Annotated in this window: 32 protein-coding genes; 19 read left to right on the top strand and 13 right to left on the bottom strand. The window is 58.8% G+C overall.

Features of this window, described 5'->3' with window-relative positions; translation table 11 throughout:
- Positions 1-345 precede the first annotated feature (345 nt).
- The 4 genes from ACQZ5H_RS28845 to ACQZ5H_RS28830 all read left to right on the top strand — a co-directional run bounded on the left by ACQZ5H_RS28845 (position 346) and on the right by ACQZ5H_RS28830 (position 2,190).
- On the top strand, positions 346-549 hold the full coding sequence (locus ACQZ5H_RS28845) for a hypothetical protein (protein WP_449099717.1): 204 nt from the start codon (positions 346-348) through the stop codon (positions 547-549).
- A 244-nt stretch (positions 550-793) separates the two neighbouring features.
- Entirely contained in the window at positions 794-1,039 is a 246-nt protein-coding gene (locus ACQZ5H_RS28840; RefSeq protein WP_148194885.1) for a hypothetical protein, read from the top strand.
- Positions 1,040-1,155: 116 nt separating this feature from the next.
- The gene (locus ACQZ5H_RS28835; protein WP_449099716.1) at positions 1,156-1,584 is read left to right on the top strand and encodes a response regulator; all 429 of its coding nucleotides are present in this window, start codon (positions 1,156-1,158) and stop codon (positions 1,582-1,584) included.
- Between the two features lie 90 nt (positions 1,585-1,674).
- Positions 1,675-2,190 carry a sigma-70 family RNA polymerase sigma factor gene (locus tag ACQZ5H_RS28830; protein ID WP_449099715.1) on the top strand — a complete coding sequence of 172 codons (516 nt, stop codon included), beginning with the start codon at positions 1,675-1,677 and terminating at the stop codon, positions 2,188-2,190.
- Here ACQZ5H_RS28830 and ACQZ5H_RS28825 read toward each other — a convergent pair.
- Positions 2,187-2,918: a Crp/Fnr family transcriptional regulator gene (locus ACQZ5H_RS28825; RefSeq protein ID WP_449099714.1), complete on the bottom strand. Its 732-nt coding sequence runs from the start codon at positions 2,916-2,918 to the stop codon at positions 2,187-2,189. The genes ACQZ5H_RS28830 and ACQZ5H_RS28825 overlap by 4 nt on opposite strands.
- A gap of 127 nt (positions 2,919-3,045) precedes the next feature.
- Here ACQZ5H_RS28825 and ACQZ5H_RS28820 point away from each other — a divergent pair, with 127 nt between their 5' ends.
- The gene (locus tag ACQZ5H_RS28820) at positions 3,046-3,306 is read left to right on the top strand and encodes a hypothetical protein (protein WP_449099713.1); all 261 of its coding nucleotides are present in this window, start codon (positions 3,046-3,048) and stop codon (positions 3,304-3,306) included.
- 155 nt (positions 3,307-3,461) lie between these two features.
- Positions 3,462-4,991, top strand: coding sequence for a sensor histidine kinase (locus ACQZ5H_RS28815; RefSeq protein WP_449099712.1), 1,530 nt, complete (start codon positions 3,462-3,464; stop codon positions 4,989-4,991).
- A gap of 21 nt (positions 4,992-5,012) precedes the next feature.
- On the opposite strand, the gene ACQZ5H_RS28810 is transcribed toward ACQZ5H_RS28815, so the two are convergent.
- Together ACQZ5H_RS28810 and ACQZ5H_RS28805 are read right to left on the bottom strand one after the other, a co-directional pair.
- Entirely contained in the window at positions 5,013-5,390 is a 378-nt protein-coding gene (locus ACQZ5H_RS28810) for a DUF4112 domain-containing protein (protein WP_199629998.1), read from the bottom strand.
- Between the two features lie 4 nt (positions 5,391-5,394).
- Positions 5,395-5,784 (bottom strand): response regulator, encoded by a 390-nt coding sequence (locus tag ACQZ5H_RS28805; protein WP_449099711.1) that lies wholly within the window; start codon positions 5,782-5,784, stop codon positions 5,395-5,397.
- A 388-nt stretch (positions 5,785-6,172) separates the two neighbouring features.
- Here ACQZ5H_RS28805 and ACQZ5H_RS28800 point away from each other — a divergent pair, with 388 nt between their 5' ends.
- The 3 genes from ACQZ5H_RS28800 to ACQZ5H_RS28790 all read left to right on the top strand — a co-directional run bounded on the left by ACQZ5H_RS28800 (position 6,173) and on the right by ACQZ5H_RS28790 (position 8,575).
- Positions 6,173-7,087 carry a hypothetical protein gene (locus ACQZ5H_RS28800; RefSeq protein ID WP_449099710.1) on the top strand — a complete coding sequence of 305 codons (915 nt, stop codon included), beginning with the start codon at positions 6,173-6,175 and terminating at the stop codon, positions 7,085-7,087.
- A 125-nt stretch (positions 7,088-7,212) separates the two neighbouring features.
- Entirely contained in the window at positions 7,213-7,425 is a 213-nt protein-coding gene (locus tag ACQZ5H_RS28795; RefSeq protein ID WP_449099709.1) for a hypothetical protein, read from the top strand.
- 334 nt (positions 7,426-7,759) lie between these two features.
- Positions 7,760-8,575: a DUF1206 domain-containing protein gene (locus ACQZ5H_RS28790; protein WP_449099708.1), complete on the top strand. Its 816-nt coding sequence runs from the start codon at positions 7,760-7,762 to the stop codon at positions 8,573-8,575.
- A gap of 645 nt (positions 8,576-9,220) precedes the next feature.
- Here ACQZ5H_RS28790 and ACQZ5H_RS28785 read toward each other — a convergent pair.
- Positions 9,221-9,457, bottom strand: a complete 237-nt coding sequence (locus ACQZ5H_RS28785; protein ID WP_112720399.1) for a DUF6894 family protein — start codon at positions 9,455-9,457, stop codon at positions 9,221-9,223.
- A 366-nt stretch (positions 9,458-9,823) separates the two neighbouring features.
- Between ACQZ5H_RS28785 and ACQZ5H_RS28780 the strand changes: the two genes are divergently transcribed.
- From ACQZ5H_RS28780 to ACQZ5H_RS28770, 3 genes are all read left to right on the top strand, one after another.
- On the top strand, positions 9,824-10,009 hold the full coding sequence (locus ACQZ5H_RS28780) for a hypothetical protein (RefSeq protein ID WP_449099707.1): 186 nt from the start codon (positions 9,824-9,826) through the stop codon (positions 10,007-10,009).
- 520 nt (positions 10,010-10,529) lie between these two features.
- On the top strand, positions 10,530-10,826 hold the full coding sequence (locus ACQZ5H_RS28775; RefSeq protein ID WP_130284403.1) for a PRC-barrel domain-containing protein: 297 nt from the start codon (positions 10,530-10,532) through the stop codon (positions 10,824-10,826).
- Between the two features lie 88 nt (positions 10,827-10,914).
- Complete coding sequence (locus tag ACQZ5H_RS28770) at positions 10,915-11,316, top strand: response regulator (protein ID WP_449099706.1); 402 nt, start codon at positions 10,915-10,917, stop codon at positions 11,314-11,316.
- A 56-nt stretch (positions 11,317-11,372) separates the two neighbouring features.
- On the opposite strand, the gene ACQZ5H_RS28765 is transcribed toward ACQZ5H_RS28770, so the two are convergent.
- A complete protein-coding gene (locus ACQZ5H_RS28765; protein ID WP_112720349.1) occupies positions 11,373-11,732 on the bottom strand; it encodes a response regulator in 360 nt (119 codons plus the stop codon).
- Between the two features lie 362 nt (positions 11,733-12,094).
- On the opposite strand from ACQZ5H_RS28765, the gene ACQZ5H_RS28760 reads away from it, so the two are divergent.
- The gene (locus ACQZ5H_RS28760) at positions 12,095-12,274 is read left to right on the top strand and encodes a hypothetical protein (RefSeq protein WP_112720348.1); all 180 of its coding nucleotides are present in this window, start codon (positions 12,095-12,097) and stop codon (positions 12,272-12,274) included.
- 22 nt (positions 12,275-12,296) lie between these two features.
- On the opposite strand, the gene ACQZ5H_RS28755 is transcribed toward ACQZ5H_RS28760, so the two are convergent.
- Positions 12,297-12,836: a response regulator gene (locus tag ACQZ5H_RS28755; protein ID WP_112720347.1), complete on the bottom strand. Its 540-nt coding sequence runs from the start codon at positions 12,834-12,836 to the stop codon at positions 12,297-12,299.
- A 349-nt stretch (positions 12,837-13,185) separates the two neighbouring features.
- Here ACQZ5H_RS28755 and ACQZ5H_RS28750 point away from each other — a divergent pair, with 349 nt between their 5' ends.
- Positions 13,186-13,629, top strand: coding sequence for a PPC domain-containing DNA-binding protein (locus ACQZ5H_RS28750; protein WP_112720346.1), 444 nt, complete (start codon positions 13,186-13,188; stop codon positions 13,627-13,629).
- A 241-nt stretch (positions 13,630-13,870) separates the two neighbouring features.
- Here the strand turns inward: ACQZ5H_RS28750 and ACQZ5H_RS28745 are convergent, their stop codons facing one another.
- Positions 13,871-14,257, bottom strand: a complete 387-nt coding sequence (locus tag ACQZ5H_RS28745) for a hypothetical protein (protein WP_246777734.1) — start codon at positions 14,255-14,257, stop codon at positions 13,871-13,873.
- 66 nt (positions 14,258-14,323) lie between these two features.
- Between ACQZ5H_RS28745 and ACQZ5H_RS28740 the strand changes: the two genes are divergently transcribed.
- The 3 genes from ACQZ5H_RS28740 to ACQZ5H_RS28730 all read left to right on the top strand — a co-directional run bounded on the left by ACQZ5H_RS28740 (position 14,324) and on the right by ACQZ5H_RS28730 (position 15,770).
- A complete protein-coding gene (locus tag ACQZ5H_RS28740; protein ID WP_449099705.1) occupies positions 14,324-14,578 on the top strand; it encodes a hypothetical protein in 255 nt (84 codons plus the stop codon).
- A gap of 81 nt (positions 14,579-14,659) precedes the next feature.
- A complete protein-coding gene (locus ACQZ5H_RS28735; RefSeq protein ID WP_165402771.1) occupies positions 14,660-14,830 on the top strand; it encodes a hypothetical protein in 171 nt (56 codons plus the stop codon).
- Between the two features lie 706 nt (positions 14,831-15,536).
- Positions 15,537-15,770, top strand: a complete 234-nt coding sequence (locus ACQZ5H_RS28730) for a DUF6894 family protein (protein WP_112720397.1) — start codon at positions 15,537-15,539, stop codon at positions 15,768-15,770.
- On the opposite strand, the gene ACQZ5H_RS28725 is transcribed toward ACQZ5H_RS28730, so the two are convergent.
- On the bottom strand, positions 15,767-16,477 hold the full coding sequence (locus ACQZ5H_RS28725; RefSeq protein ID WP_449099704.1) for a Crp/Fnr family transcriptional regulator: 711 nt from the start codon (positions 16,475-16,477) through the stop codon (positions 15,767-15,769). The two genes, ACQZ5H_RS28730 and ACQZ5H_RS28725, sit on opposite strands and share 4 nt — an antisense overlap.
- A gap of 406 nt (positions 16,478-16,883) precedes the next feature.
- On the opposite strand from ACQZ5H_RS28725, the gene ACQZ5H_RS28720 reads away from it, so the two are divergent.
- Together ACQZ5H_RS28720 and ACQZ5H_RS28715 are read left to right on the top strand one after the other, a co-directional pair.
- Positions 16,884-17,069, top strand: a complete 186-nt coding sequence (locus ACQZ5H_RS28720) for a hypothetical protein (protein ID WP_449099747.1) — start codon at positions 16,884-16,886, stop codon at positions 17,067-17,069.
- 152 nt (positions 17,070-17,221) lie between these two features.
- Positions 17,222-17,635 (top strand): BA14K family protein, encoded by a 414-nt coding sequence (locus tag ACQZ5H_RS28715; protein ID WP_148194896.1) that lies wholly within the window; start codon positions 17,222-17,224, stop codon positions 17,633-17,635.
- Positions 17,636-17,715: 80 nt separating this feature from the next.
- Here ACQZ5H_RS28715 and ACQZ5H_RS28710 read toward each other — a convergent pair whose 3' ends face one another.
- The 5 genes from ACQZ5H_RS28710 to ACQZ5H_RS28690 all read right to left on the bottom strand — a co-directional run bounded on the left by ACQZ5H_RS28710 (position 17,716) and on the right by ACQZ5H_RS28690 (position 25,769).
- On the bottom strand, positions 17,716-19,770 hold the full coding sequence (locus ACQZ5H_RS28710; protein WP_449099703.1) for a response regulator: 2,055 nt from the start codon (positions 19,768-19,770) through the stop codon (positions 17,716-17,718).
- 98 nt (positions 19,771-19,868) lie between these two features.
- Positions 19,869-20,930, bottom strand: coding sequence for a sensor histidine kinase (locus ACQZ5H_RS28705; protein ID WP_449099702.1), 1,062 nt, complete (start codon positions 20,928-20,930; stop codon positions 19,869-19,871).
- A 5-nt stretch (positions 20,931-20,935) separates the two neighbouring features.
- Positions 20,936-21,502: a chemotaxis protein CheB gene (locus ACQZ5H_RS28700; RefSeq protein ID WP_112720343.1), complete on the bottom strand. Its 567-nt coding sequence runs from the start codon at positions 21,500-21,502 to the stop codon at positions 20,936-20,938.
- Positions 21,499-22,338 carry a CheR family methyltransferase gene (locus ACQZ5H_RS28695; RefSeq protein ID WP_112720342.1) on the bottom strand — a complete coding sequence of 280 codons (840 nt, stop codon included), beginning with the start codon at positions 22,336-22,338 and terminating at the stop codon, positions 21,499-21,501. The genes ACQZ5H_RS28700 and ACQZ5H_RS28695 overlap by 4 nt, the downstream gene beginning before the upstream one ends.
- The gene (locus tag ACQZ5H_RS28690; RefSeq protein ID WP_449099701.1) at positions 22,335-25,769 is read right to left on the bottom strand and encodes a response regulator; all 3,435 of its coding nucleotides are present in this window, start codon (positions 25,767-25,769) and stop codon (positions 22,335-22,337) included. The genes ACQZ5H_RS28695 and ACQZ5H_RS28690 overlap by 4 nt, the downstream gene beginning before the upstream one ends.
- Positions 25,770-26,038: the final 269 nt, after the last annotated feature.

The following is a 26,038-nucleotide window of genomic DNA, read 5'->3' as shown; positions in this document are numbered from 1 at the left end:
CGGTGCCTCGGCACCGACAGCGCCACGGCGCGCACTCTCGAAACTGAAGATCCATCAGCATGGGACTGGACGGGCTCGCCCGCTATCCGCACTTTGTAGACCACCCGGACCTGTCTCATCGTCGAGAGCTTAAAAGCCATCGAACTTTGCGAGAGAGAGGGCGTTCGATCTTATGCGAAGCGAAATCGGATCGATCTCCGCTTGAACAAAATCGGAAAATTATCGTTTGCTTTCTATCGCGCGGGAGCCAGCATGATTCTCCAAAAGGGAAGCTTCGCTGCAGACTATCTGACTGGCACGCACATACGGAAAAGCCAGCGAAGTGAAAGATAAGGCGATTTGTCGATGAGCCAGCCTCGAACGGTAAGATTGACCCGCGCCGATGCCGAGAGCATTGGACAATTGATCCGGTTCTGCCGGGAGCTCGCCAGCATTGTCCGCGATGCAGATCTTGCCGAACTGGATCAAATTACGGCCGCCATTAATCAGGCGCAGGCGATTCTTGAGCGCAATGAAGACATGATCGAGCCGGACAACGGCCCGGTTTAAGACTGCTGTTCAATTTCGGCCATCCCGTCGCCGCATGGCGCGCCGGATAAGACCCTTCTGCCGTCTTTGCTCGATAAGGTAGTCAGCATACCCAAGGGCAACGTACAATAATGTTCGTCCGGCAACAGCGGCAATCAGCAGCAATGCTATCAAAATGATCCATGTTATTGGAACGCCTCGGTATCGGGATGATGCTTCAAACGTGGAAATACCAGCCTGGTTCCCAACATCCGGGCTGTCGTCCATGGAACTGCTGGCGGCCTCGGTAGTTCGACGAAGCGATATGGGATACAGCCACGCGATGGAACCCTTTCGATCGAAATATCAATGGCGCAGGACAGGCACCGGATCCCTGGATGGCTTCGACGGCAACGTCCGTTTTGGGCGGGTTATCTTTGAGGTGGGTGGCGGCCCGCGGCAATGGCGATGGGAAGGCGGGCTTGACCCACGGATCAAGATGATCATTAAACCGCACGTCGGGGCAGCTTAACGAGAATCGGATGCTGTTGCACTGGTCGAAGCCCATTACGAAAGCTGCCTCAGATTGAATGGGCTGACAAAAGGCCGGGCGATCTAGTTCTCGTGGAGCGACGTACAGGAAGGACAGTGACGCTGACGCGCGGAGGCGGTGCCTCGCTCGGCATGGAGGGTAATGTGGATCAGAAGCTTAGCCTGCTCACTGGGAAGAATATCCTGATCGTTGAAGACGAATATTTCGTCGCCGACGATGTGCGGCAGGCACTCGAGCGGGCGGGAGCGTGCGTGGTCGGCCCGGCGCCTTCTGTCGAGGCCGGTATGGTATTAATCGACACGCGTGCCATCGACGGCGCGATCCTGGACATCCGGCTTGACGGTGAGACGGTTTTTACGATTGCCGAACGGCTTCACACAATGGGAACACCGTTTGTGTTCGCGACCGCTTATATCCGCAGCCAGATTCCCGACCGCTACGCGGGATATCATCTTTGCGAAAAGCCGACGGAACTCGGCGCCATTGCTGTCGCGCTTTTCGGCACCGCGAGAGGTGACCATTAGGCACCGATCCCTAGGTACGGTTGCGTACCTTGCCCTTTTCACCCGGAACAAAGGTACCTTCTGAGCTTTGATGAGGCAGGGAGGTGCACAATGGCCCTTAAAATCAATCGACAGTCGAACATAGAGCACGAGCTGGTCCTTCTGTTGCCGGCTCTGCGCGCTTTTGCGAGGACTTTTCATCGCAATCCGACCGAAGCGGACGACCTCGTCCAGGAAACGGTGGTCAAGGCGCTATCACACATTGACCGCTTTCAAGAGGGCACAAGGCTGAAGTCGTGGCTCTTTACCATCATGCGAAACACTTTCTGCTCGAAGTTTCGTGTCGGGAAGCGGGAGATTCTTGGCGCCGAAGATTGCGCCTCCTCACGTGGCAGCGTCCCACCCGAGCAGGAGTGGCGCGTGCGAGGCCATGAACTCGAGCGTGCCTGCGGCCAACTGCCCGAACCCTATCGATCGGCATTCGAGTTCGTGTTCATCGAAGGCCACTCCTATGAAGCGGCCAGTGAGCACTTCGATTGTCCAACCGGAACGATCAAAAGCCGCGTCAACCGAGCAAGAGAGCGGATTGCGCAAGACCTTGGCGAGTTGAAGAGCACGACGCCCTAGCTGGGAGCATTGGGGCGCAGCGTTGCGACAAGATCGCGATAAGCGCTTTCTGCCTGCCCGTAGCAGCCCTGGCAGAATTGTTCCAGTCCGCGGCGATCCCTCACCACGACGAGACTGCGTTCCGAATGGATCGATCGCCGGCCCTCAAGCACATGAAGCGCCGTCGTCACGCTTGGACGGCGAACAGCCAGCATAAGTGAGAGGAATTCGTGTGTGAGGGATACACGGTCGCCGTCGATGCGGTCGTGGCACATCAATATCCAGCGCGCCAGGCGCTCTTCGACGGAGCAGTTGGCGTTTGCCAAGGCCGTCGAAGCTGTCTGCACCAGGAAGCTCTGGGCATACCGGTACATGATCTCGCTTACTGCCGGGTGGGTTAGCAGGACGGGCCGGAAATTCTTTGTGCAGGCCCGCAGGGCATATCCCTCGACTTGCATGACGGCATCGAACGGCGCGCTTTGCCCCGTGAGCAATCCAGCGATTGGCGCTGCCCCCTCCCGTCCGACAATGCCCACCTCGCAAGACCGGCCCTCCGACGTCGTCATGATGATCGAGGCTATACCACCCTCCAGAAAGTAACAGAATTCCGGAACCTTCCCACTGGTCGAGAGCATCGAATTCTTTGCAAGGACGACAGGTTCAAGAAGAGGCCGTAGCGCAGACATCGCGTCTTTTGCGATAGCAGAAAGCAGGCCGTTGCGTTCGACTGCCTCGGTGGATGTGTCCATTGGCCGATCTCCCTTTGCCTCCCGAACGTCGGCGCAAAGCGCGAGTTCCAGCGCGGCGAACTCACCAAGGCCGGAACTTTCTACCTTGGAAACTGTTCGGCAGATTTTCTTGAAAGGAGTTCGGCAGATGAGCGAGACCGCGCTGACACCGGGTCTGGAAGTTGTGCCCTCGGATGATCCGAATGTCTTCAACCTCGCGCACGAGGGTATGTATATCGGGGTTCTGGCCTGCGACGGCAGCAACCTGACCAGCAAGGCTCCGTGGGGTTGGCGTCTGAGCGTTGGTCACGGCGTTGGCACCTTGCCGCCGACTGGGACCTCGGCCAGTATAGAGGAGGCGATCGCTCAGGCTGAACGCGCCCTTCGCCGGATTACGACACGGCGCTGACCCGACTGTCAGGAGGGCAATCGACCAGGACCGTTCGCCTTCCAGTGCCCGTCCGGCCGATCAATCGCAGCCTTTCGCGTGTTTGTCTTCTGGCAGACATTGACTCCTATAGCCTGCTATCAGAGAAATGAAATCTACCGTTCGGCGGGGATTGAATGCGAACCCAACGCGATTCCACGATAGTTGGAAAGGCAGCGGTCGGCGCGATTGCGGCGATGTTCTGCGGATTGGCGGTCGTCCTTTCCTTGTGGCTCCATTCGAGCTACTGGTCGGCCGTCACACGCGGTGAAGAACAGGTCACGGCGACAACCAAGATCGTCGCTGCAAACGCGATCTGGATCAATTCGCTCGCTCGCCAGACGCTCTATCGCATGGCCGATGCGGTGGGTGACGCTTCCCAGCCGCTCGACGCTACCGGCATCAAGCATCTCAACCAGGCGACAGCCGGATTGCCTGTCACCGCAACGGCATACGTCATTGCGCCCGACGGCCACGTGATTTACTCCAACGATCGCGAGAACAGCCCTTCCGACATCGCCGATCAGCTTTTCTTCAAGCGATTGTCGAATGGGGCGGAGGATTACACTTCCGCTTTGACAATGCTTCGAGGCACGAACCGTCATGTGTTCCTGTCGGCAACAAGGATCGAGCGTAACCGGATTTTCGCAGGTGTTGCCGTGCTTGCCTTCGATGCCGGGATGCTGAGGACGATATGGGATGCCGCATCCCTCGGAAAAGGTTCAACGGTGAGTTTCATCCGACGTGACGGAAAGCTGATCGCCAGGCATCCCGAAGCAAAGGATGCGGTCGATCTCGGTAACTATGTGCTGTTTACAGACTATATGCGAAAGGCAACGGCGGGTACCTACATATCGGCATCGCCCGTCGACGGTGTCACCAGGCTCGTCGGCTACCGGATCGTCGAGCGCACGCCCTTCGTGGCAATCGCCTCGGCAGAAGTGTCAGCCATCATGTGGCCGTTCTGGCGTGACGTCCTGATAGCGGCGACCGTTCTTCTGCTTGCGCTTGCCGCAGCCACGACCGGCGCCTTGAAGATCCTCAGTCTCGCCAAGGCCGAAGCACAACGCACCACCGAGCTCGCACAGGCAGTGCGCACCAACAAGGTGCTGATGCGCGAGATTCACCACCGGGTGAAGAACAATCTCCAGACCGTGATGGCTTTGATCCGGCTTCAGGGCCTCAAGCAGGAGACAGTCCAACGGCTGCACGAGCGTATCATTGCCATGTCAGCTGTCCATGAGCAGATGTATGGCTTCGATCAGTTTCGAAGTGTCCAAGCACGCGATTTCATACCAAACCTCGTCAGAACCCTCGTTGACCTCCATGATCGCGACATAGCACTTAATTTCGAGATCGACGATATCGAGATCGATGCGGACAAGGCAACACCGTTCGCGCTTCTCCTTAACGAACTCCTGACCAATGCAATGAAGTATGCTTTCGATACGCGCCAAGATGGCCGCATCGAGGTTCGGCTTCAAAAACTATCTACCGGGCGGGTCAGACTGGAGGTGAGCGATGACGGCATCGGCTATGTGCCGGCAGGCGCCAGGTCAGGGATGGGAACCCGGCTGATCAAGTCATTTGTTTCGCAGATGAGCGGGGAATATCGCTATGAGCAGGCCGGCGGAACGGTCTTTATCGCGGAAATCTCACTCGGATAGCGGCGACGCGCAGCGTCATCGTCAGGACTGTCGGTCGATCCCGAAATGGTCGAGGATGATGCGGGCGTTACGCCGGTGGGATTTGAAATAGACATCGAAGAAGTCGCCTGCAATCGGGATGGTGCCCGACGCCGCATCAAGCCCGAGATTGACAAACATTTTGACGAGCTTTTCGCGCGGAAGGCCTAGCTGTCGCGCCTCGTTGATGATCACCAGCCCAACCAGCGAGCCGGCAATATCGCCAATGCCCGGGATCAGACCTAGTATCGCATCGGCGCCGAACCTTATCCCAAGGCCAGGAATGCCAACAGCGGTGTCCATGAGGTTTGCGAGGCGCATTGCACGACGGATCCGCACTTCCTCTGCTGGCGTCGGCCCCGAGGCGTGCCTAGAACTCATCGGCTCAGGCTGCCATTGCCAGCCGCTGCGGTGCAGGAATGTCCTCACCTTGAGTTTTGGCACTGATATAGCGCAACACTGCGGCCACATCGTTGTTTCGAAGGGGTTTGGCGAGTACACCAAGCGAGCCGCGAAATCCCTCAACAGCTTCGGGATTGCCGGTCAGAAACACGACATTCACGCCGAACTCGTCGATGAGGCGGCGCGCAATTTTGGGACCCTCTACCCCGTCACGCAGCCGAACATCGACGAAAGCGACATCCGCCTTTGGAGCGAGCGCGAGAGCATCATCATATGATGCAGCAAACCCGACGGAGCGATGTCCGGCATGGTGGACGTCGTCTTCGAGGTTCAAAGCAAGGATGATTTCGTCTTCGACGATCATAACGTTCATGAAAGTGCGCCCTTGTAAGATCGCACATTAACGTTAAGCCGGATACTTTAGTTCCAGCTCATGAGCGATTTGAGCGGTCGGAGGGGATGTCCGTTATACAATTGGTTGACGACGCCCGCAGATCCCGACCGTTGGCGCTACGAGGGCGGCAGGGCGCGCTTTTGGCCCCCACTCGACATTCGCTTGTGGGCTGGCGCTTGTCTGACGTGACCTTCAACTGTGATCTTCCAAGTCGCGGTTGGAACAAACAACGCTTTGCGAAGTTACGACCCCGCTAGTCATTTTTTCAGGAGGTTTTAAAATGGGTCGTGGACTATTGCTCTGGTTGCTTGGGATCCCCCTGCCAATCGTCATTCTTCTCGTACTGTTCATGCGATAGGAGCGGCTGATGGCTCTTGGCTCCGAAACCGGCACCGGGCTCGTTCCGGTCGAATCGGCAAAATCAGCGATCTCCTGGGGTCCAATTATCGGTGGGACGGTCGCGTCGATCGGCGTGACGCTGATGCTTCTTCTGCTCGGTACAGGGATGGGCCTGACCATGGTGTCTCCGTGGTCGGGCGAGAGCAGCTCGGCCGCGACTGTCGGGATTTCCGCAGCGATCTGGCTGGTCGTCGTCCAGTGGCTCTCTTCGGCCCTTGGCGGATATCTAACGGGGCGCCTGCGTACGAAGTGGGCTGTGGTCCATACCGACGAGGTCTTCTTTCGCGATACAGCGCACGGCTTCCTCAGTTGGGCACTGGCGACGATCTTCGTTGCCGGATTCCTTGCTTCTTCTCTCGCATCGCTTGCGGGCGCTGGCGCAAGCGCAGCCGGTTCTGTCGCGACCGGCGCCGGGATCGCGGCGGCCGCGCCTGCAGCATCCGCCGCATCCGCTAGCGATCTGTCGACGGGTTATTTCACTGATGCTCTTCTTCGCCCGGCCGAGGCCGGTGCCAGGGCAAAAGAGGACAACGCGGCGGCGACTGCGGAAATCTCGCGCATCTTGATGCAGAGCGCCGCGAAGGGATCGGTTTCCGATAACGACAAGGCCTATATCGCAAGCCTCGTTGCCGCACGTACCGGCTTGTCCGAACAGGATGCGCGCAACCGGGTTGATATGGTGCTCAAAGAGATCGAAGATGCGAAGGTTGCCGCGCAGGCTGCCCTCGACAAAGCGCGAAAGAGCGCGGCAACAACCGCTCTTGTGGGAACGATTTCGCTGCTAGTCGGCGCCTTCATCGCATCGGCTGCGGCAGCACTTGGTGGCCGCCAGCGTGACGACGAAGAGGATTTAGTGCGCACGACGCGCGGCCCTCTCGTCTGAGTGCGCATTGAAAAGCCGGCAGCGCTCACGCGCTGCCGGCTTTTTGTTATCAAACGTACAGACACCCTCCGTCGTCTCATCTTGGTATAGCATAGGCGCATGCAAGGCGGAGTTGTCGTGCCATCATGCCACCGATAAAAAATGCCAGGCTTCTGATCCTATTGGAAGGATTGAACCAGACAGATTACATCTCGCCGCCGAGTGGCGTTGGGCTGAAAACCGGCCTGCGAGCTGTCGAACTGGGCCTCGTCCAATGGAACGACGACGTTAAAGCTGCGCGGTTCAAGCTGACGAAAAAAGGGCTGGGCTACCGGTCGCGCTTTGCAAAAGCCATCTAATCATCATGTGTCCCGTCTGGATGAAACTGCCTGCATCGTTGCGCGAAGTGCGGCATCCAAGACTGCGCGGCCAGGCAGCAATCGGGCAAAGCGGGGCTGTCGACATATTCGCGCCCCTGCCTCGCCGCCCTCGATCAAAGTCTGACGCAAGTCGTCGTCGCTCAATTGGTGCTCCCGCTTTCTGTAGAACCTGGATATAGGCCTTAGACCGCGAACGCTAAGCCCCAGACGCTCAGTCGTTGCGGAGAAGCTCTGTTGGAAACAGCGAGACCGAACTCATGATGCCGTTGCGCGTTATGACGTGACAGCATCTATAAGCCAGGAGCAAGCAAAAATGAAAAATCACGTCCGGTTCGCGCTTCTGGCGAAAGCCGGCTATGCGGCACGGGGTCTCGTCTTCCTTCTCGTCGCGGGACTGGCGCTGTTTTCGGGTCTCACCGACGGCACTCCTGAGACGAAATCAGCACTCTCAACGCTGCTGCAGCAACCTTTCGGCCGCGTGTGGGTCGGCCTTATCGGGGTCGGATTACTGGGCTTTGTCGCATGGCGACTCGCACAGTCCCTAGCCGATGCGGATCGGCATGGGCGCGACGTAAAGGCAATGATCATTCGCTCAGCCCTGTTTGGCAGTGCGATAACCTATATCGGTCTTGCTGCCTATGCACTCGGTCACGCCTTTGCGGTCGGCGGCACGAGTGGAGGTTCTGGAGAAAAGGGCTTAGCGGGATGGATCATGTCGCAGCCATTCGGCTCCTACCTGGCGATCGCCGTCGGCGTCGGTTTCATTGTTGGCGGGGGCATGACCGCGCTCAAGGGTGTCACCGGAAAGTTCAGGCGTTACATCAGGCTGGACGAACGGTCTGCAGCTTCATGGATTTGTATCTATGGTCTGCTCGCACGTGGCGCAGTCTTTGCGGTCACAGGCGTGCTGTTCGTTTTCGCTGGCATCCATGTTAATCCTGATGAAGCGGGGAGCATGGCGGACGCCCTCGAATGGGTCCGCCACCTCCCGTTCGGCGGCATCCTTTATGCGGCAGTCGCAATCGGTCTGGCCGCATTCGGCATCTACAATTTGATCGAGGCGCGCTACCGGATCGTGCGCAGCCCATCGCTTAAGGACGTGACGAAGTCGATCCCGAGCACTCGCTGAGCAAAAAAGGGTATGAGCTATAGCCCGTCATCTTCGATTAGACGCGCAAGCTCGGCCGGACTGCGAATGCCAAACTCATACCATCCGATGAGCTCTCGGGCCTTAAGGCTGCTCGCGTCATCGGTGATTGCCAAGCCACGGCGCGCACACCAACCGCGCAGGACGCGATCGATACAGTCGACATCCTCCTCGACCAGAGGTGCCTTCGGCCAACAGGTGGTGTTCATGTTCCCCTCATCGGCGTCAGATCGCCAAGGTCCACGATAGGCGAAAGTTCAAGGCGCACAAGCGGTTTACGGCCAAAACTCACAGCTGGTTGAAATCGTACAAACCGTTGTCGACCGGCGGTCCGCAGTTCCTTCCCTCCGTACCTCCCTTCAAGACTGAAGCAGATCGGCCCTGCTCGGTCCTGCCGCATGGGGAATGGAGTGTCTTTGAAATCCAGCGGGCGTGGGCTTGACGGTTTATCGCCGATTTTCCTGCCGGTTTGCAATGTCGAGCAACAACCGTGAGGGCAACAGCCTGAGCTTCGGCAACAACGTGAACCATCGAGTTGACTAAATTGGGTTGGATCTTCGCCTCGACGATAGGAGAAGACATCAAAGACAGGCTAAGAAAGTCGCTAAGAGCTTGAATGGAGCAGGATCAGGAAAACCTGACCGCATCTTTAAAGGGCACGACCCGCACGACAGCTCCCGTTTCGTCGGTGATCTCGAAGCTTTGTCCATCGACAAGCTTGCCGAGCCTTACAATTTCACTCAGGAGTTCGCGAGCGCCTGTCAAGGCTTCCTCGACCGCGGCGTCGAGATCTGCGAGCTCGGTGCCATCGGGATCGGCGATATAATCGTCACCGTTGCGGATGTTGAAGAAAAATCGGGGCATGTTCACCATTCTCGGGAGCTCGTTTCCATAACCGTCGGTGCGCGGGATTTGTTCCGGGAACGTCCCCTGGCGGCGCCCGTGACTTCAATTTGGCCCATCGAAGTGGGAACCCTCGGGAGATGGCGGAGTTAAGACAGGGGTCGAACGCGAGCTCGGTGATGAGGAACATGTCTCCTCAAGCCCCTAGCGGAGATACCCGCGATGATGAGCGGCCAGCGGCCAGTCAGCACGATAGGCAAAGGCCACCGGTTTGAGACAGCTCGCCTCGCGGAGGACAACCATGTCCGGCCGCTCGACGTCTCAGTCCCGGATAGAGCGGTAGAAGGCTCCCGGGTCCCAAGGCAGATAAATTGAAAGGCGCTATCAATGACAGACCGAAAAAATCAAGGTTCGCTTGACGTCGACGGCGAGGATGTCATCGACGGCAATACCGGAGGTCAGCCAGCCGACCGCGGCGACGACGGGTTTAAGTTCAAGGCCATGCGTGAGGCTGTGCGTCAGCGCTCCGACGAGGAACGCGAGGCGGCGCCTGGAACGCGCGAACAGGACTAGGGACTGTCATTAATCGGTTGTCGATCGGCGGCGGCTGTATCAGGCGTCTTTAAGGAAAAGGCCGTTTGTCTGACCCGTCAGCATTTACGAGAGGCCAGATCATCACAAATGGGTCCTGTCCAGTCGTCTGGCGGGCCGGTGATGTCACCCTACGCCTAGGTAGCTGATGGTCGTGGCGCTCCTTCATTGCGGCCAACGGTGGACGGGTCCGACAACGCGGCGCTTGTGAATTTCAGATAATCTGAACTGCGCCTCATATGCCCTTGCTGGGGCTGAGCCTTCCATTTTCATCGATGACAATGTCCGCCTGGTCCAAGCCACGCGGAACATGTTTTTGTTGCCAGCAGCCGCTGAGCAACAGCCAGGACACTCCCAGGATTAAGAACCGTCCGAGCTCAACGTTACAGAAAACGCATTGCCCTGATGAGTGCCGAAAACCGCTTTTAGCCTGCCTCGATTTGCCATGGAACAAAGCCGAAGCGATAAGGGTTCATTCAAAGCAACTTAAGGAGATGCAACAATGGAGCATGCAAATCATGTCCGGCTGACCGCCGACGAGCTAACACCAGCTGTTCTTGAAGGCGCTACCGTTTATGGCGCCGACGATCACAAGATCGGCAAGGTTGATCATGTTCACGGAAGCGGCACGGCGACCAACGTTGTCATCGATGTGGGTGGTTTCCTTGGAATAGGCGCCAAGCCGGTGTCGGTGCCGGTCGGTGATCTCGAATTCATGCGTGACGAGGACGGCGACGTGCACGCCCTCACCGCCTGGACGAAGGATCAGCTGAAAGAGATGCCTGAGCACCGAGATTGACGGGCGGACGCGCCGACATGCTGGCCGCAGGGTCGGCGCGGTAGCTGTGCAGCCGATGAGAGCCCTATGTGCTTGAAGGGAGTGCGACATGGCTTACAACGTGCTTATTGTCGAAAACCAGCCGCTGATTGCCCTCAATCTTCAGGATACGGTCGAAGAGCTTGGACACCGCACGATCGGCATCGCCAGCAACATGTACCAGGCACTGATGCTGTCTCATGATGCGGAGTTGGCGCTCGTCGATGTCAACCTGGAGGATGGCCCGACCGGACCAATTCTCGGAAAGACGCTCGTCGATGCGAACGTCACCGTCCTGTTCATGACAAGTGACCCCGGCGCGCTACGTGGCGGCGTGCCGGGCGCGATCGGTGTAATGCAAAAGCCGGTGCCCGACAGGGATCTCGGCGATGCGATCCGCTATGCTGCGGATCGTCGCAGCGGCAAGGATAATACCTCCGTTCCCAGAGGCCTTGTTCGGTTCCACGCGTGATCCAAATCCAGTCATTTGCACCATCGCACCGCACCACAAATGGTTCATGACGCCTGCTAGGCCGCAACGGGACCGGAAACGGCGGCCTTTCTGAGGCTCGCAGAAATTCGCGCGTCGCTGAACGGCTTGGCAACGATATCGATACAGCCGGATAATCCGCTTCCCACTTCTTTAGGGCTGCCAGTCACGAAGATGACTTTGATATGAAAGCGGTCCATAAGCCGCCGGCCAAGAGCTGAGCCGCTGGCACCGTCCGCCAGGCCCAGATCAACAAGCGCCGCCTCGGCGCGCGGAGCGTGGGCAAGAGCCTGTTCCAGCGTGACAACCGATCCTATGACTTCGTGCCCGGCGTCGCGAACGATCCGCTCTAGCTCAAGAGCGATGATTGGCTCATCCTCGATAATCAAAACACGCATTGATCCCTCCTACGATTAGTCCAGCAAATAGGTCGGGTTTAGAAAATGACCACGAAACCACACGGTTTTTTGATTGAAAACAGGCGGTTGGTACGGTTTCGTACCGGATCGACGGTCTCGTCCGCATGGTCCGTCAGGAAGCGTGGAACCCAACTTGCACCATCTCGTTAGCTTTGAACTGTGATGAGTGGCGGCCATGCACGGTTGCGACAAGAAAGTGCCGAAAACGTCTTTGCACAGCTTGCACATCGAAAGCGAACAGTAACTGACATTCGCCGCGCTTGACCAGTACGCTGCGCGTGACACAGGCGCAACCAGCGCCCGGCTGACAGAAGGCGCCAGTCTATTCAATGGAGAAAAAAATGTCCGAATCTTCGAAGCCCGCCGTGCGGGGAATGCTTCTTTATCTCGGCGCGCTTCTTTCACTGGGCCTGATAGCTGGCGTGATCTTTACCCTCTCTGGCAGGCCTTCGAATCCTTCCGTGCAGTCGGCGGGCGAAACCATTCCTGAAGCGACAGCACTACCACAGCAAGCGAAATAGGCAGTTTTCGTCTTCACCGAGTTCAGGCGATGAGCTTCAGCAACTCCAGTCCCGCCGTCGGCTTAGCGACAAAAGTCACGCCGGCCTCGACATCGTCGTGCGAAAGCTTCACGAGACCTGAGGTCACGATAACCCGGGTCGCTGGCCATTGCGACCGGACCCGCGCAACCAGGCCGAGGCCATCCATACTGCCGGGCATATCTATATCGGTGTAGAGGGTGTCGATCTGGTTGGTCTTGAGTAGCACCAGCGCCTCGTCGGCATTGGCAGCTTCAAGCGTCCGGTAACCGGCGCGGTCGAGGAAGTCGACAATATCGAAGCGCAGGCGGCTTTCGTCCTCGACGACCAGGATACTGCGCTCAGCCATGTCCTCGATCGCGGCAGGCGCGCGCACGCGATCAAGCACTTCGCGACCATCTGGCGATGCCTGGGTATGCTCAAGAAGCTCGCGTTCGAGCACCGCCTGGTGCCAATGGAGATCATCCTGCCCGAAAGGCCGGCCGGCCTGCTCCCATAGAGAATAGGCGCGTGCGGCGATCCACTCACTTCGATTACCGGTCATTGATCGATCTCCCTCCGTCTGCGGCGGGCAACGAACGTATTGCGGGTGAACTTGGTTCCATAGCCGAGCCCAAATTCTCCCGAACTGGCGCCTTCCGTACGGTTTCAGACCGGATCGATCGCTTCAGCTGACAGGAAGCGACCATGCAAAAACGCTTTCGTCATTTCGTAAAGCTACCTTGCGCTTTCCTCGCGCCCAAGGTCGATGAGGCAATTGCGTTCGAAGGGCGTGGTGGCAGTGCTGCCCAGCTTCCGGCTTTGCTCGGATCGTCCTACTGCTGGAACTCCCTTCTGATGCCAAGGGTTAATGCCACACTCGGCAAAGGCCGATCTATGAAGGAGACGATATCATGAAAAGCAAGGATCTCGGCGATACCAATCCCTGGAGCGAACGCAACTGGGTTGCTGTCGTCGCCGATGGTGACGAGGCTTTCCAGGCCATCACTCGCTTTGCGGAAGATAAGCGCATCGCAGGGGCGTCGTTGACCGCGATTGGAGCATTCAGTTCCGCCACCCTCGGTTTTTTCGATTTCACGACACGCAGGTACAAGGAGATTGTGGTCGACCGGCAGGCGGAAGTGTTGAGCGCGATCGGCGACATCGCGACCGGAGACGACGGTCATGCAAGCCTGCATTTGCACGTCGTTCTTGGTTTCGAGGACGGTTCGACCAAAGGCGGTCATTTCATAAGCGGTATCGTTCATCCGACATTCGAAATCGTCATCCGCGAGAGCGCAACCGGTTTCCGCCGCCGCAAACACGACGACCTCGGGATCGCCTTGATCGACCTTTGAGTGACAAGACCGCGGAGCGTGGCGGCGGGGTTTTTGATCCTGTCCTGCGTTGTCTACGACAAGGGTCACGCAGCCCGGCTGAACAAACTGGCCGCTTCCGGCGCGTCGCGGATACTTCGATCCGAAGCGCTTAAACTATGCTCGAGCGGAGGAACATCGCTGCGCCGATGACGGCACGGCCGCTCCGGCATCGACAGTTGCCGGCCGGCAAGCCTGAACTCTTACCGGTCGACGCCGTCACTCACGATTGAAAGGCCGGACCGACAGGATAGTCTGGATGAAGCGCATGGAATGTCGTCATAAGGGCGAGAGCGCGTGTGACCACGTCTTTCGCGAGTTCAGGATCATTGACGGCAAGATCACTCGCGACTGAGGACAGTGCTTTGCCGACCGATGCCATAACCGTCTCGAGCCCATCGTCCCCCTCATCGGCTGCCCAGCGTGCATTTCGCTCCAATGTGATCGCCAGCCGCTCCAACAACGCCTGCTTTTCCGCCACCCCCAATGTCGCGAATGTCTCTTCCGTCACCAGCAAATTCGTAGTTCCTCTTATGGACGCGGGCGGTAAACGCACATCAGGAAAAAAAGATGCACTCAAGTGCGCGTCGGCAGAAGGGTTGCGGAACATCGCAGCCGCTTGCTTGTTAGTGCTGCGACACTTCTGTCACAACTCACAAAAGACGGAACTGAAGCCATGACCCTTGCCGGGAAGAAGATCGCCATTCTCATTGCGCCGCGCGGGACGGAAGAGCCGGAATTTGTCAAGCCGAAGGTGGCCGTGGAGGCGGCAGGTGCGGCCGTAACGGTCATCGGCATCGAAACGGGAAAGGGCCAGACGAACAACAGCGATCCGGTCCCCGATGGCAGCTATCAGATCGACAGCGTCGTTGCGAAGATCGTCGAAGAATTTGCAGAGGGCCGCCATTCCGAACAGGCCCGCGGCGCCTGATAGGCTTAATTGCGCTGCCGGGAGCGACGGACGAGCGAGTTCGCCGCCTCGCGCCTGCGTCGGTGGAAAGGGAGTTTTGAGATGACGGAAGACAACAAGAAGCAAGCAGAGCTGCCGGAAACAAGCCCTGGCTTGGAGCCACCGATCAAGGAATCAAGCGAGCAGCGCGGCATGGCGCCCCGGCCGGATGAGAAAGAAAAGCTCGTGCCAATCGGCAAGTCTGGCTTGAGTGCTGGCAAGCCCGATCGATAAGGCCGACGGGAGCAAAACCCGGTCCCAGTGGTACCTTGTGAGGCGGATACCCGCCCTGTCAAGATCGAACGGCGGGCTTCCTGACCCGGTTCCGATTGCTGACGAATACTATGCAGCATCCCATCTTTCAGCATGGGGTCGGTGGTTCGCGCCTCAGTGTCCTCCTCGAACTCCGGGTGCGGATTCCCGCTGCGAGAGTGAAGTCGCTCGATCTTGCGACAGGAAAAATTGTACTGCGCGCGAGATCCAGGACATCCGACCAATACATCTACTCCGTCATTGCTTGCTGCCCGACGGACGACTTCCACGTGCCGGAACGGGAACTGGACGGGCTCAATCGCCGGGCCCGTAAGATTATCTTTCATGACCGGGTCCGAAAGCGGTCGAGGACATGCTTGCCCGCGCCATTCTAGAGGAATGAGGCGAGGAAGACCTGATAAACCAAGTCGAAAGACGGCGTCGCGCCGCATATCGGGCGAAGCTGACCCTATCGCCGAGGAAAAAGGAGGCGACACCCGTCAGCCCGCCACTGACGGCGACGCGTCGAACTTGGATGGCTGACAAGAATTAATGCGCGCCGGCTTTCTGGAGTAAACCCAAGCAGATCGCACTCATCGTAGTGCCGAAGCTGCGCCAAGACGATCGCGGCAGGAAAATGGTGGAACCGGTACCTTCGATCGCCGTTGTCACACGAAAGGAGACCGGCATGCGCTACTTTTTCAACGTCAAATCAGAGGCTTTCGACGAGATCGACAAGGAAGGCAGCGACTTTCCGGATGTTGCCGCAGCTCACCAGGAGGCGGTTCGTTCTGCGCGCGAAATGGTGGCTGAACTGGTTCTTAACGACGACCGCATCGACGGCATGCGTTACGAGATCGCCGACGAAGCAAACGAAGTCGTTGCGACCGTGTGGTTTCGCGACGTCCTCAAACTGGACTAGCTTGCTTCGCCAATCAGACGTTCGAATTCTTCTTCGGGGATACCGTAGGAGCCTGCTGCATAGGCTTCGAGGCCTTCACGATCAAGGACTTCGATTGCACCACGCGTTGATCTTATCAGGTGAAGTCCCTCCAGCAGGTGAAGACCGGTTGTGACGCCCGGCCTTCGCACGCCAAGCAGCAGCGCGATGTAGTCGTGCGTGATCTCCATGACGTCGGCGCGTAGCCGGTCGTGACACATGAGGATCCAGCGCGCCAGCCTCTGTTCCAGCCGAAACTTCGCATTGGCAAGCGAGGTGTAGGATACCTGCGTGGCAAACACATGCATGTACTTGATGAAAGGTATCTGCAAGGTCGAGCTTTGGAGAGTAGCCTTCCTCATGTGGTCGATGGGAATCCGGTAGCCGGATCCGGCAACATGCATTTCGATCAGATAGGGGACCTCGTTATCGCCGATAATTGTCGCGGTGGGTACAAAGCCCTCGCGCCCGAACATCCCGGCTTCCGTCGCGGTTCCAGTGGCGGCCACGGCAAGCACCGAGCCGATGCCGCTCTCGGGGAAATAGACGTGCTCTAGCTTCTTGCGCGGTTCGGCGATCCGGAATGCACTCGTCAGTCTTACGGGTTCGAGATAAGGTTCAAGCAGACCGAAATCCTCTGCTGTCAGTGCCCTTAGCATTTTATTTCTCAGGTCGCTTTGCTTTACCATATCCGCCGGTCTCATTGTTGGCATCAGTTTGACGATGCCGATCCTGTCTATCATCCGGAGAAATTGGGGTTCGCCAGCCGAACGGCAAGGTGCGGAGAAGTCCCTCCAACCAAGGGCCCCCGGGAGGTATTGGGCCAACGAAAGTTTGCAGCTGCCCCCGGGGACCGCCGCACATAAAGCACCGACAGCATCAGATGGCCTCACCTGGGCGCCTCAAATCCAGGCAAGGAGCCTATAATTTGCGCGGCAAATCAGGAGAATGAACGTGCCCATCCAAACGGCAAAAAATTATCCTGATCAGGCACTTGATCATTTTCCGCACTGCAACATCTGCGCGAGAAACGCCTTTCTCTCCACCGTCGTCGACGCGCTGGGGCGGGCCCCGTATCTTACAGGAGTGTGCAGAATGGAATATGTCGAGCCGAGGAACGTAACCAGCGATGCTTTAACGCGGGTTTGGTCCGTCGCCGAATTTTGCGACCGGCATCGCATCGACGACAGGGAGCGGCAGCGGCTGTTGGGACTGTTCGGATCTTTTGCAACTGCAAGCGAATTGCTTCACAACGCTCGGCGCGAACCCAAATTCAGATAATCGCACGCTCGATCGACGGCTTTCAGGTCTGCCGTGTTGCTCACCTTATCATCGCCGTCCCAGGCATTTTCGCCATTTTCACAGTTTCGTGTGCTGGGAACAACGTCTGGCGACGACCGTTCGCCTTTCGTTGACCTTTGAAGGATCCGAGAATGAAGACAATTGCAAAACCATTGCTACTTGCTGCCCTCAGCGGCGCACTGACCGTGACGACGATGTTTCCCGCTGCGGCGATGCCGGTTCCGGTTGTGAAGCAGACACAGATCAGCAACCTAGAAGACGTCCAATTTCGCCGCCCCGTGAGGCGTGGATGGTATAACGGACATCGCGGTTATCGCTCGTACCACCGAGGCTATCGCCGCCATAGCGACGGTTTCTGGTACCCGCTTGCCGCTTTCGGTGCCGGGGCAATCATCGGCGGCGCTCTCGCGGCGCCCCGAGCCTATGCAGGTTCCAGCCGCCATGTGCAGTGGTGCTCGGAGCGCTACCGCACCTATCGTGCATCCGACAACACCTACGTGCCGCGCGCTGGCGTGCGCGCCGAATGCATTTCCCCGTACAACTAGTGCCAAAGGAGGCCGCCTGACACCAGGCGGCCTTTCTTGCCTCAGGGCCTGCAGGAGATCCTGAACCCTGAGCTCTCTGGCTACGTTTTCAACACACTGTCCAAGCGGACGACGTTGGCTGATTGGGCGATCCTTGATCGCTCCGCCGCCAGGGCTGCTGCCAGGTCTTCGGTCCGAAACGGTTTGGCGACGACCGGCCGCGTCACTTCGGCTCCTGATTCCAGCTTGTCGCTGTAACCGGTCATCAACACGACAGGAAGGCGGGGATGGCTGTGTCCAATCGTTTCGGCAAGCTCGATCCCGGACATCTGCGGCATCATGATGTCGCTGACGATGGCTTCGACTTCTGGATGACGATCAAGGATTTCGAGCGCCTCAGCGCCTCGCCCGGCCGTGAAGATCGTCGCGACGAGACCTTCCAGCCCCAGACGGACCGACTCAAGCGATGCGGGCGTGTCGTCGACAATCAGGATGACTTTGGCGAGTTCTGCCGATGAAGGCTTATTCTGTCTGGAGGTCTTTGGCGCATCGGATTTCGGCAGAAGGAGTGTGAAGGCGCTGCCATGTCCGAGCAGGCTGGAGACCTTGACCGCGCCTCCGGCTGCCAAGGCGAAACTATGAACTTGAGTGAGCCCGAGACCGGCCTGGCCGTTTTCCTTTGTCGAGAAGAAGGGCTCGAACACCCGCACCAGGTTTGCCGCGTCGACGCCCTTGCCTGCGTCTGTGACAGTCAGCGCCACGAAGGCGCCACGAAGCCGCGCATCTTCCAGGCCGGCCTCGGCGACATTCCTGGCCGAGATCGTCACCCTTCCTCCATCCCGCATCGCTTCCCTGGCATTGGTCAGGAGGTTGATAAGGGCAATCTCAAGCCCGGCCGGATCCACGTGAACGGGCCAGAGGTCATCATGGAGTTCAAAATCCAGCGTGACCGTGTCATTAAGAGCCTGGCGAAGAAGCGGTTTGATGGTGGCGAGTTTCTCGTCGAGTTCGACATGCGTCGCACCCTGGTTGGATCGCCTGGAAAATGACAAAAGGCGTTGGGTGATCGCCTTGCCTTTGGTGACGCCGTCGGCCATGTGGCCGAGCAAAAGCGTAACGCGCTGCTCGTCGCCTCTGCGCCGCTTGATGCCTTCGACCCCCGACTGGAAGACCATCAGGAGATTGTTAAAGTCATGAGCAGCCTGCCCCGTAAGCTTGCCGAGTGCGTCCATTCGCTGCCAGTTGGCCATGCTCTCGCGTTCGCGATTTCGCGCATCGATTTCCCGCAGCAGCAGGAATGCCGCAGCGCCTGACAGCAACAGCGTCACGCATGCGCCAGCAATCAGCAGCATCCAGGCCTTGTTGGCCAGTCGATCATATTCTTCGGCGGGGATGCCGACCCTCACGCGCCAGGGTGTCTCTGCAAGTCGTGCCTCGGCAGCCCTGAGGGTCCCCCCGGACGCCAACACTGCGTTGCCGAAGCTGCTGCCGGTAAAACGTGCGAATTCGTCACCGGGCCTGCCTGAGAGTGCGGGCGCGCCGGTCGAGGCAACCAGCCGGTCTTGCCCATCGACGATCCATGCCGGCCAGGTGCCGGGAAGACCGGTCGCGGCCAACAGCTCGGTAACGGTCTGCGGGCCGATCACCGCGGAAAGCACAGCCTGAAGCTTGCCTCTTCTTTCGATGGGGACCCGGATAGCGAAAGCCGCCCTGCCCTTCGGACCGACAACGACGTTCCCAATGACCGGCTCGCCTGTCTTGAGTAGCCTTTCGTAACTCTCGACATCAACAATACGCCGGCTTGCCGATGCATCCAGGGGCGGAAGCGAGAGAACGACATTACCGTCCTGGTCTGATACGCGGATCTGCTGCCATCCCGGCACCCGTTCACGCAGCCGGCGCGCCGTCTCTGCAAAGCTTGAGCGAGAAACCGGAAGATCGAACCTTGGCGAGTCGGCGATCACTGACAGGAGCTGTATCTGGGTATTGAGCTCGCGCTGGACCGTCGCGGCGATCGTGTCGGCCCGTAACCGAACGTCATCATCGAGCGACCGTCGTTGCTCGGTCACGAAGAACCACTCCATTCCCGCGGCCAGGATGATGACCGGTATGAGGGAGGCGCTGAGGAGAAGGAGCGCTGGCCGGACTTTGTTCAAGCGATTTCCCAGATGTTATTCGGCAACGGTTATGACATATGCGAGCAAGCCAAACTTGCAAGCGGGGGCAGACTGCGGACTGCCGCCTGCATTGCCGGCTATTTTATCAGGCCTGACGCAGGAATTTCGAGTGAAATCGAAACGCCGTCGCCGGCCCATTTTCGCTCGATTGCCGCATTCAGACCTTTGAGCGCGGCTCTTTCAAGCGTCGTCCCGAAGCCTTCCCGATCCGTCGGACCAGTCATCTCGGGCGAGCCTTGCTCGACCCACATGAGATGAAGGACACCCTCGGACATAGAAACGTCGATCGAAAGCTGTCCCGAGGGCGTGGAAAGCGCGCCATACTTGGCGGCATTCGTCGTCAGCTCATGGAGAAGGAGCGCGAGCGAGGTCAGCGCGTTACCGCGCAGCGGAGCGTCCGCTCCGCTGATCGCGATATTGGCTTTCTGCCTGTTTTCATGGGGAGCAACGATCGCTTCCAGGAGCGCCTTTACGGTTGTATCAGCCCAGCTGATCCCGTCGCCGCTTCCAAGTTCGGGCAGCGTCAGGTCATGAGCGCTGGCAAGTGCCTGTATGCGCGACCTGAGGTCGCTCTCGAGGTCGGCGGCGCTGGTGGCCGACCGGGCGCTGAGCGAGATCAGCCCGGCCGTGATGCTGAACAGGTTCTTGACCCGGTGATTGATCTCCCGCAACAGCACGTCCTTGTGCCCGGCTGCTTGCCTGAGAGCCTCGGCCTGAAGGGCGAGCTCGTCCCTTTGCGCTGCCAGCTGTTGTCGCTGACGATAGAGTTCGACGAAAACCTCGGCCTTGCTGCGCAGGATGTCTGGCTCGATGGGCTTTTGGATAAAGTCGACCGCTCCGGCCTCGTAGCCCCGAAACCGGCGCTGTCCGTCTGTCGTACCAGCGGTCACGAAGATAATCGGGATGCGCCGGGTCCTTTCGTTTCCACGCATCAGCTCGGCGAGCTCGAAGCCGTTAAGGCCCGGCATCTGCACGTCGACCAGCGCCAGCGCTACATCGTTTTGCAGCAGGATCTCCAGCGCCTGGTCGCCTGATCGGGCCTTGAGAAGCAGGAGGTCGTCGCGCCGCAGCAGCGCCTCTAGGGAAAGCAAATTTTCCTCAAGATCGTCGACGAGGAGAAATGGGACGGGCGCCAACAAGTGATCTAAACCTCTTTTAAAAATTCGCCGATCGCTGCAATCGACATGACATGCGCCGCTGGACACATTGCGATAGCTGCTTCAGGCATGGCGGATGCGAAAGCCGTAAGCGGGTCCTGGATGAGGGCGATCCCGCCGGCAGCGCCGACCGCCTGCAAACCCTTTGCGCCGTCATGGTTGGCGCCGGTCAGCACGATTGCAATAAGAGACGGCCCATAGGCATCGGCAGCGCTCTCGAACAGAACGTCGATGGACGGCCTGGAAAACAGGACCGGCTCATCGCTCGATAGTGACACGGTCTTATCGAATTCAACGAGGAGATGGTAGTCGGGCGGCGCAAAATAGATCGTGCCTGGCTCTATCGGCTGCTTGTCCTCGGCCTCCTCGACGCGCAGGCTGCATTTGGCGCGGAAGAGTTCGGCCATGACGCTGCGCTTGTCCGGCGGGAGGTGAACAACCACTAGGATCGGGATAGGGAAGCTGACAGGCAGGAGCGGCAGTATCGCCGAAAGCGCCTCAAGTGCACCTGCCGACGCTCCGATTACCACGGCTTGCGGCCTGATCGCGCTCATTCTCCCTGCCTTTGGTAGATCTTCTCCTCACGGACGAAGTCTCTGAAGGCACCAGATTGAGGCGAGAAGCGCAGGCTCTCCTTGGCACCAAGCCCCAAAAAACCCTTGCGGGCGAGCGAGTCCTTGAAGAGGCCAAGTGCCCTGTCCTGTAGGTTTCGATCGAAATAGATGAGGACGTTGCGGCAGGAGATGAGGTGCATCTCGGCAAAAACGGCATCGGTTACCAGACTATGGTCCGCGAATACGACATTGCGGCGCAATGTCCTGTCGAAGGTGACCCGGCCGTAGGCTGCCTGGTAATAATCCGAAAGCGAGGACTTTCCCCCGGACTTGCGGTGGTTTTCGGTAAAGAGGGGGACGCGGTCCAAGGGATAGACGCCTGCTTCCGCCGTTTTCAACGCGTCCTGGTTGATGTCGGTGGCGTAAAACAGCGTGCGCTCTTCCAGCCCCTCTTCCCTAAAAAGGATGACCATGGAGTAGAGCTCCTCACCGCCGCTGCAGCCGGCAACCCATAGCTTGATCGATGGATAGGTGCGCAGATGTGGAACGACCTTTTCCCGGATTGCCCTGAAATAGGAGGGATCGCGAAACATCTCGCTCACCTGTACCGTCAGGTAGCGCAGGAGTTGCCCGACCATTTCCGGATCATGAAGTAGGCTTTCCTGCATGGCTGAGAAAGTCGCCAGCCCGAGCTGCTCGCGCGCCTGCTTCAGGCGCCGCTTGATGGAGGCAAAGGCATAACTGCGGAAATCGTAGTGGTACTTCAGAAACAGGGCTTCGAGCAGCAACCTGATCTCGATGTCCTCGACCTTCTCGGGGATCGGTACAAGCGTCATTTCGGCATCCAGACCCGTACCAGCGACAGAAGCTTCGCGACGTCGAGCGGCTTTGCCATATAGTCATTTGCGCCCGCTTCGATGCAGCGCTCTTGGTCGTCCGGCATAGCCTTCGCCGTAAGCGTAATGATCGGCAGTTTCTTCCAAGCGGCATTCTTGCGGATCTCGCGGGTCGCCGTCAGGCCGTCCATGACCGGCATCATCACATCCATCAGCACCAGGTCGATGCCGCCATCGGCTTGCGCTGCGGATTTTTCCAGAGCTTCGAGCGCTTCCCGGCCGTTGCGTGCAATCTCGATTATCGCTCCCCGCGGTTCCAGGATATTGGTGAGAGCATAGACGTTGCGCACATCGTCCTCGACAACGAGGATCCGCCGGCCTTCAAGAAGCGCGTCCCTGTGCCTCGCCTGACGGATCATTTTTTGCCGTTCGGCCGGCAGTTCGGAGATCACCTGGTGCAGGAAGAGGCTCACTTCATCGAGCAGCCGCTCGGGGGATTTCGCACCCTTGATGATGATCGACTTGGAATAGCGCCTGAGCTTCTGCTCGTCGTCCGCGGACAACTCACGACCGGTATAAACGATGACCGGCGGGAATGCGTAGGCGCTCTCCTGGCTCAAGGTCTCCAGGAGGGAATATCCGGACGCATCGGGGAGCGTCAGATCCATGACCATGCAATCGAACGTCTCCTGCCTTAGCCGGTCGAGGCATTCGGCCGCCGTACTTGCTGTCACCGTCTCGACGTCGTGCGAGGCGAGCAGTCGCGCAACAGCCTCGCGCTGCACCGGATCATCCTCGACGATCAGGACGCGACGAACACCCTGGGACAACCGGGCTTCGAACTTCTGGAGCACATCGACAAGCTGATCACGATTGACGGGCTTGATCAAGTAACCGACCGCGCCGAGTGAATAGGCGGTTTCAAGATGGTCGCTGCCGGATACGACGTGGATCGGTATATGGCGTGTCTGAACGTCCTGCTTTAACCGGTCGAGCACCGCAAGCCCTGATTGATCCGGCAACCCGATGTCAAGGACGATGGCACTCGGCTTCAAGTCCTTTGCAAGCGTCACCGCTTCCTCGGCAGTTCCGGCAACGATGGTCTGGAAGCCCATTTCCCGCGACAGATCACGGACGATCGATGCAAAGGCATCATCGTCCTCGACGACCAGCAGGACACGCTTTGTCTCGTCGAGCGAATGGCGGTCGTCCTCGACGCGGCGGATCGGCCTTTGGGGCGCCGCGGGAGGCTCCCTGACAGCGGCAATGATCGGTTCAACGGCTGTGGCGGGACGCATATCGCGCGGTGTCACCTTCGCCGGATCGTATTGTTCGGGCAGGGTCACCGTGAACGTGCTCCCCTTTCCGAGCGTGCTCTCCAAATCGATCGCTCCGCCAAGAAGCCTGACAAGCTGACGCGAGATCGACAGCCCAAGCCCGGTGCCGCCAAACCGGCGGCTGATCGTGCCGTCGGCCTGGTGAAAGGCATCGAAGACTGTATGCTGCTGCTCGCTGGCGATCCCGATCCCCGTATCGGAAACGGAAAACGTCACCTGCCCGCCCGCCGCGCGGCGGATTGACAGCGATACCTGCCCGTCCTCGGTGAACTTTATCGCATTTGAAAGCAAGTTCTTGAGCACCTGTTCAAGGCGTTGCGGATCGGTCTCGATGACGGCAGGGCAGGCGCTGTCGACCTCGATGGCGAAGGCAAGCGCCTTGTCTGCAGCCAACGGCTGGAAGACCTGCCGGAGGTTGCCGGCCAGCCGTTCAAGCGTGACCGTCTCGGGCCTGATCTCGACATGTCCGGCCTCGATCTTCGAAAGGTCGAGGATGTCGTTGATCAGGTTCAACAGGTCGTTGCCAGAGGACTGGATCGTGCGTGCGTACTTGACCTGCTCCTCGGTCAGATTGTCCTGCGGATTGTCGGCAAGAAGCTTCGCCAGAATGAGCGAGGAGTTGAGTGGGGTGCGCAGTTCATGCGACATGTTTGCAAGGAAGTCAGACTTGTACTGGCTCGCCTGCTCAAGTTCGCGCGCTTTCAGACCGACGGCGACATTGGCGCGTTCCAGCTCGTCGCGCTGGGTTTCCAGTTGCTGGGCCTGCTCTTCGAGCTGGGAATTCGTCTGTTCGAGCTCGACCTGTTGCTGCTCCAGCCGCGACTGCTGTTCCTTCAGCGCCCGGCTTTGCTCCTCCAGTTCCTCGTTCGAAACCCGCAGTTCCTCGCTTTGGGTCTGAAGCTCTTCGGACTGGCGCTGTGTCTCTTCAAGGAGATCCTGCAATTCGCTGCGGTATGTGGCCGACCTGACGGCAATGGAAACGGCTTCGGATGCCCGTTCCAGGAGGGCGACGATCCGTTCGTCGACCGGGTGCAGGAAGCCGAGTTCGATCACGGAATTGACGGCGCCATCGACGCTTCCTGGCAGAATTACCAGGTGCTTTGGTTTGTGTGCACCGAGAGCGGAACTGAAGGTGAGGTAGCCGTCCGGGACATTATCGACAACGATTGCCCTGTTTTCGGCAGCCGCCTGACCGAGCAGCCCCTCTCTCAACCTGAATTGCGAGCGAATGCTGGCGGCGTCACCCACGCCGTAGAGCGCCTGTCTCTGGAAGGTGTCGCCGCCGCCAGAAAAGATGGCGCCGGCCACTGCGCCGGAGTAGCGGGCAAGATAATCCAGGATGCTGTTGCCTAGTTTGGCGATCTCCTGATCGCCCATCATCGCACTGGCAAGCCCGACCTCACCGGACTGCAGCCACTGATCCCGGCGTCGCGCAAGCGTGGCCCTGCGAACCAGAAAGCCGATCGTCGCTGTCAGGACCAGGCCGAGAGCAACGGCAAAAACCGTGCTCAACAAAGCGCGTTGCTGTGCCTGTTTCATTTCCACGAAGCGCTTCAGGCGTATGTCAGCTTCTGCGCCTGATATGGCAGCGATCTGAGCGCGGATCGCGTCCATCTCCTGCTTGCCGCTGTCGGCGTTGACAACCGCAAGCGCTGCTTCGAGACCTTGAGAACGGCGCAGATCGATCGTCTGGGCAAGTTCGGAAAGCTTCGCATCGACATGCTGTTTCAACGTCGCCAGTCTCTGGCTCTGCCCGGGATTGGCTCCCGTGAGTTCGCCGATCCTATCGAGCTGCCGCGGGATCGCGCGCAGCGCCTCATTGTAAGGTGCGAGGTAGGTCTCGGTGTTTGTCAGGAGGAAGCCGCGCTGGCCGGTCTCTGCATCCTGTATCTGCGATAGCAACTCGTCGAGCGCAACGATGGCCACATGCGTCTGGACAACCCGTTCGTTCCCATCCTCCAGTGCCTGCAGATTGAAGAACGATACGAACCCGTTGAGAAGGAAGAAGAGCACTGCGCCTGCCAGACCAAGAGCGACAGCAGGGTCGAGACCGAGCGTTGGTTTCGATCGATCCGGCATACGCGCATCAGTCATTCTAACCTCATTGGCATTCGCGGGGCATTCTTGTCATGACGGGAGGCACCCGGAAGACCCCTCGCCCGGACACGCGACGAAATCTAACGGCAGATCTCGTCTGTGGAAGATGCACGCGCAAATATTTCTTGCCAGGCACACAGATTTTTTCCAATCCGCAAGTGCGTTGGCGCACACTCTGCGCCGCAGCCCGGGCTACGCGCCACCAGGGGCCGGTGATCTCATGAAACGAAAGGCTGTCTGGGGCCTGGCACCCGGTAATAGGGTGG

The sequence above is a fragment of the Rhizobium sp. 21-4511-3d genome, assembly GCF_053522545.1.
The sequence above is the reverse complement of the archived record's forward strand: the minus strand, read 5'-3'. Positions and strand labels throughout refer to the sequence as shown.

What these genes read in the sequence shown, in the direction of transcription:
- ACQZ5H_RS28805 (WP_449099711.1), bottom strand. Translation starts at nt 5,784, where the DNA reads ATGAACGTTATGATCGTCGAAGACGAAATCATCCTTGCTTTGAACCTC.
- ACQZ5H_RS28825 (WP_449099714.1), bottom strand. Translation starts at nt 2,918, where the DNA reads ATGGACACATCCACCGAGGCAGTCGAACGCAACGGCCTGCTTTCTGCT.
- ACQZ5H_RS28695 (WP_112720342.1), bottom strand. Translation starts at nt 22,338, where the DNA reads ATGACGCTTGTACCGATCCCCGAGAAGGTCGAGGACATCGAGATCAGG.
- ACQZ5H_RS28750 (WP_112720346.1), top strand. Translation starts at nt 13,186, where the DNA reads ATGAAAAGCAAGGATCTCGGCGATACCAATCCCTGGAGCGAACGCAAC.
- ACQZ5H_RS28700 (WP_112720343.1), bottom strand. Translation starts at nt 21,502, where the DNA reads ATGAGCGCGATCAGGCCGCAAGCCGTGGTAATCGGAGCGTCGGCAGGT.
- ACQZ5H_RS28690 (WP_449099701.1), bottom strand. Translation starts at nt 25,769, where the DNA reads ATGACTGATGCGCGTATGCCGGATCGATCGAAACCAACGCTCGGTCTC.
- ACQZ5H_RS28790 (WP_449099708.1), top strand. Translation starts at nt 7,760, where the DNA reads ATGAAAAATCACGTCCGGTTCGCGCTTCTGGCGAAAGCCGGCTATGCG.
- ACQZ5H_RS28725 (WP_449099704.1), bottom strand. Translation starts at nt 16,477, where the DNA reads ATGGTAAAGCAAAGCGACCTGAGAAATAAAATGCTAAGGGCACTGACA.
- ACQZ5H_RS28745 (WP_246777734.1), bottom strand. Translation starts at nt 14,257, where the DNA reads ATGTTCCGCAACCCTTCTGCCGACGCGCACTTGAGTGCATCTTTTTTT.
- ACQZ5H_RS28715 (WP_148194896.1), top strand. Translation starts at nt 17,222, where the DNA reads ATGAAGACAATTGCAAAACCATTGCTACTTGCTGCCCTCAGCGGCGCA.
- ACQZ5H_RS28845 (WP_449099717.1), top strand. Translation starts at nt 346, where the DNA reads ATGAGCCAGCCTCGAACGGTAAGATTGACCCGCGCCGATGCCGAGAGC.
- ACQZ5H_RS28720 (WP_449099747.1), top strand. Translation starts at nt 16,884, where the DNA reads ATGGAATATGTCGAGCCGAGGAACGTAACCAGCGATGCTTTAACGCGG.
- ACQZ5H_RS28810 (WP_199629998.1), bottom strand. Translation starts at nt 5,390, where the DNA reads ATGAGTTCTAGGCACGCCTCGGGGCCGACGCCAGCAGAGGAAGTGCGG.
- ACQZ5H_RS28840 (WP_148194885.1), top strand. Translation starts at nt 794, where the DNA reads ATGGAACTGCTGGCGGCCTCGGTAGTTCGACGAAGCGATATGGGATAC.
- ACQZ5H_RS28820 (WP_449099713.1), top strand. Translation starts at nt 3,046, where the DNA reads ATGAGCGAGACCGCGCTGACACCGGGTCTGGAAGTTGTGCCCTCGGAT.
- ACQZ5H_RS28795 (WP_449099709.1), top strand. Translation starts at nt 7,213, where the DNA reads ATGCCACCGATAAAAAATGCCAGGCTTCTGATCCTATTGGAAGGATTG.
- ACQZ5H_RS28740 (WP_449099705.1), top strand. Translation starts at nt 14,324, where the DNA reads ATGACCCTTGCCGGGAAGAAGATCGCCATTCTCATTGCGCCGCGCGGG.
- ACQZ5H_RS28730 (WP_112720397.1), top strand. Translation starts at nt 15,537, where the DNA reads ATGCGCTACTTTTTCAACGTCAAATCAGAGGCTTTCGACGAGATCGAC.
- ACQZ5H_RS28760 (WP_112720348.1), top strand. Translation starts at nt 12,095, where the DNA reads ATGTCCGAATCTTCGAAGCCCGCCGTGCGGGGAATGCTTCTTTATCTC.
- ACQZ5H_RS28800 (WP_449099710.1), top strand. Translation starts at nt 6,173, where the DNA reads ATGGCTCTTGGCTCCGAAACCGGCACCGGGCTCGTTCCGGTCGAATCG.
- ACQZ5H_RS28775 (WP_130284403.1), top strand. Translation starts at nt 10,530, where the DNA reads ATGGAGCATGCAAATCATGTCCGGCTGACCGCCGACGAGCTAACACCA.
- ACQZ5H_RS28815 (WP_449099712.1), top strand. Translation starts at nt 3,462, where the DNA reads ATGCGAACCCAACGCGATTCCACGATAGTTGGAAAGGCAGCGGTCGGC.
- ACQZ5H_RS28755 (WP_112720347.1), bottom strand. Translation starts at nt 12,836, where the DNA reads ATGACCGGTAATCGAAGTGAGTGGATCGCCGCACGCGCCTATTCTCTA.
- ACQZ5H_RS28770 (WP_449099706.1), top strand. Translation starts at nt 10,915, where the DNA reads ATGGCTTACAACGTGCTTATTGTCGAAAACCAGCCGCTGATTGCCCTC.
- ACQZ5H_RS28780 (WP_449099707.1), top strand. Translation starts at nt 9,824, where the DNA reads ATGACAGACCGAAAAAATCAAGGTTCGCTTGACGTCGACGGCGAGGAT.
- ACQZ5H_RS28765 (WP_112720349.1), bottom strand. Translation starts at nt 11,732, where the DNA reads ATGCGTGTTTTGATTATCGAGGATGAGCCAATCATCGCTCTTGAGCTA.
- ACQZ5H_RS28785 (WP_112720399.1), bottom strand. Translation starts at nt 9,457, where the DNA reads ATGCCCCGATTTTTCTTCAACATCCGCAACGGTGACGATTATATCGCC.
- ACQZ5H_RS28735 (WP_165402771.1), top strand. Translation starts at nt 14,660, where the DNA reads ATGACGGAAGACAACAAGAAGCAAGCAGAGCTGCCGGAAACAAGCCCT.
- ACQZ5H_RS28830 (WP_449099715.1), top strand. Translation starts at nt 1,675, where the DNA reads ATGGCCCTTAAAATCAATCGACAGTCGAACATAGAGCACGAGCTGGTC.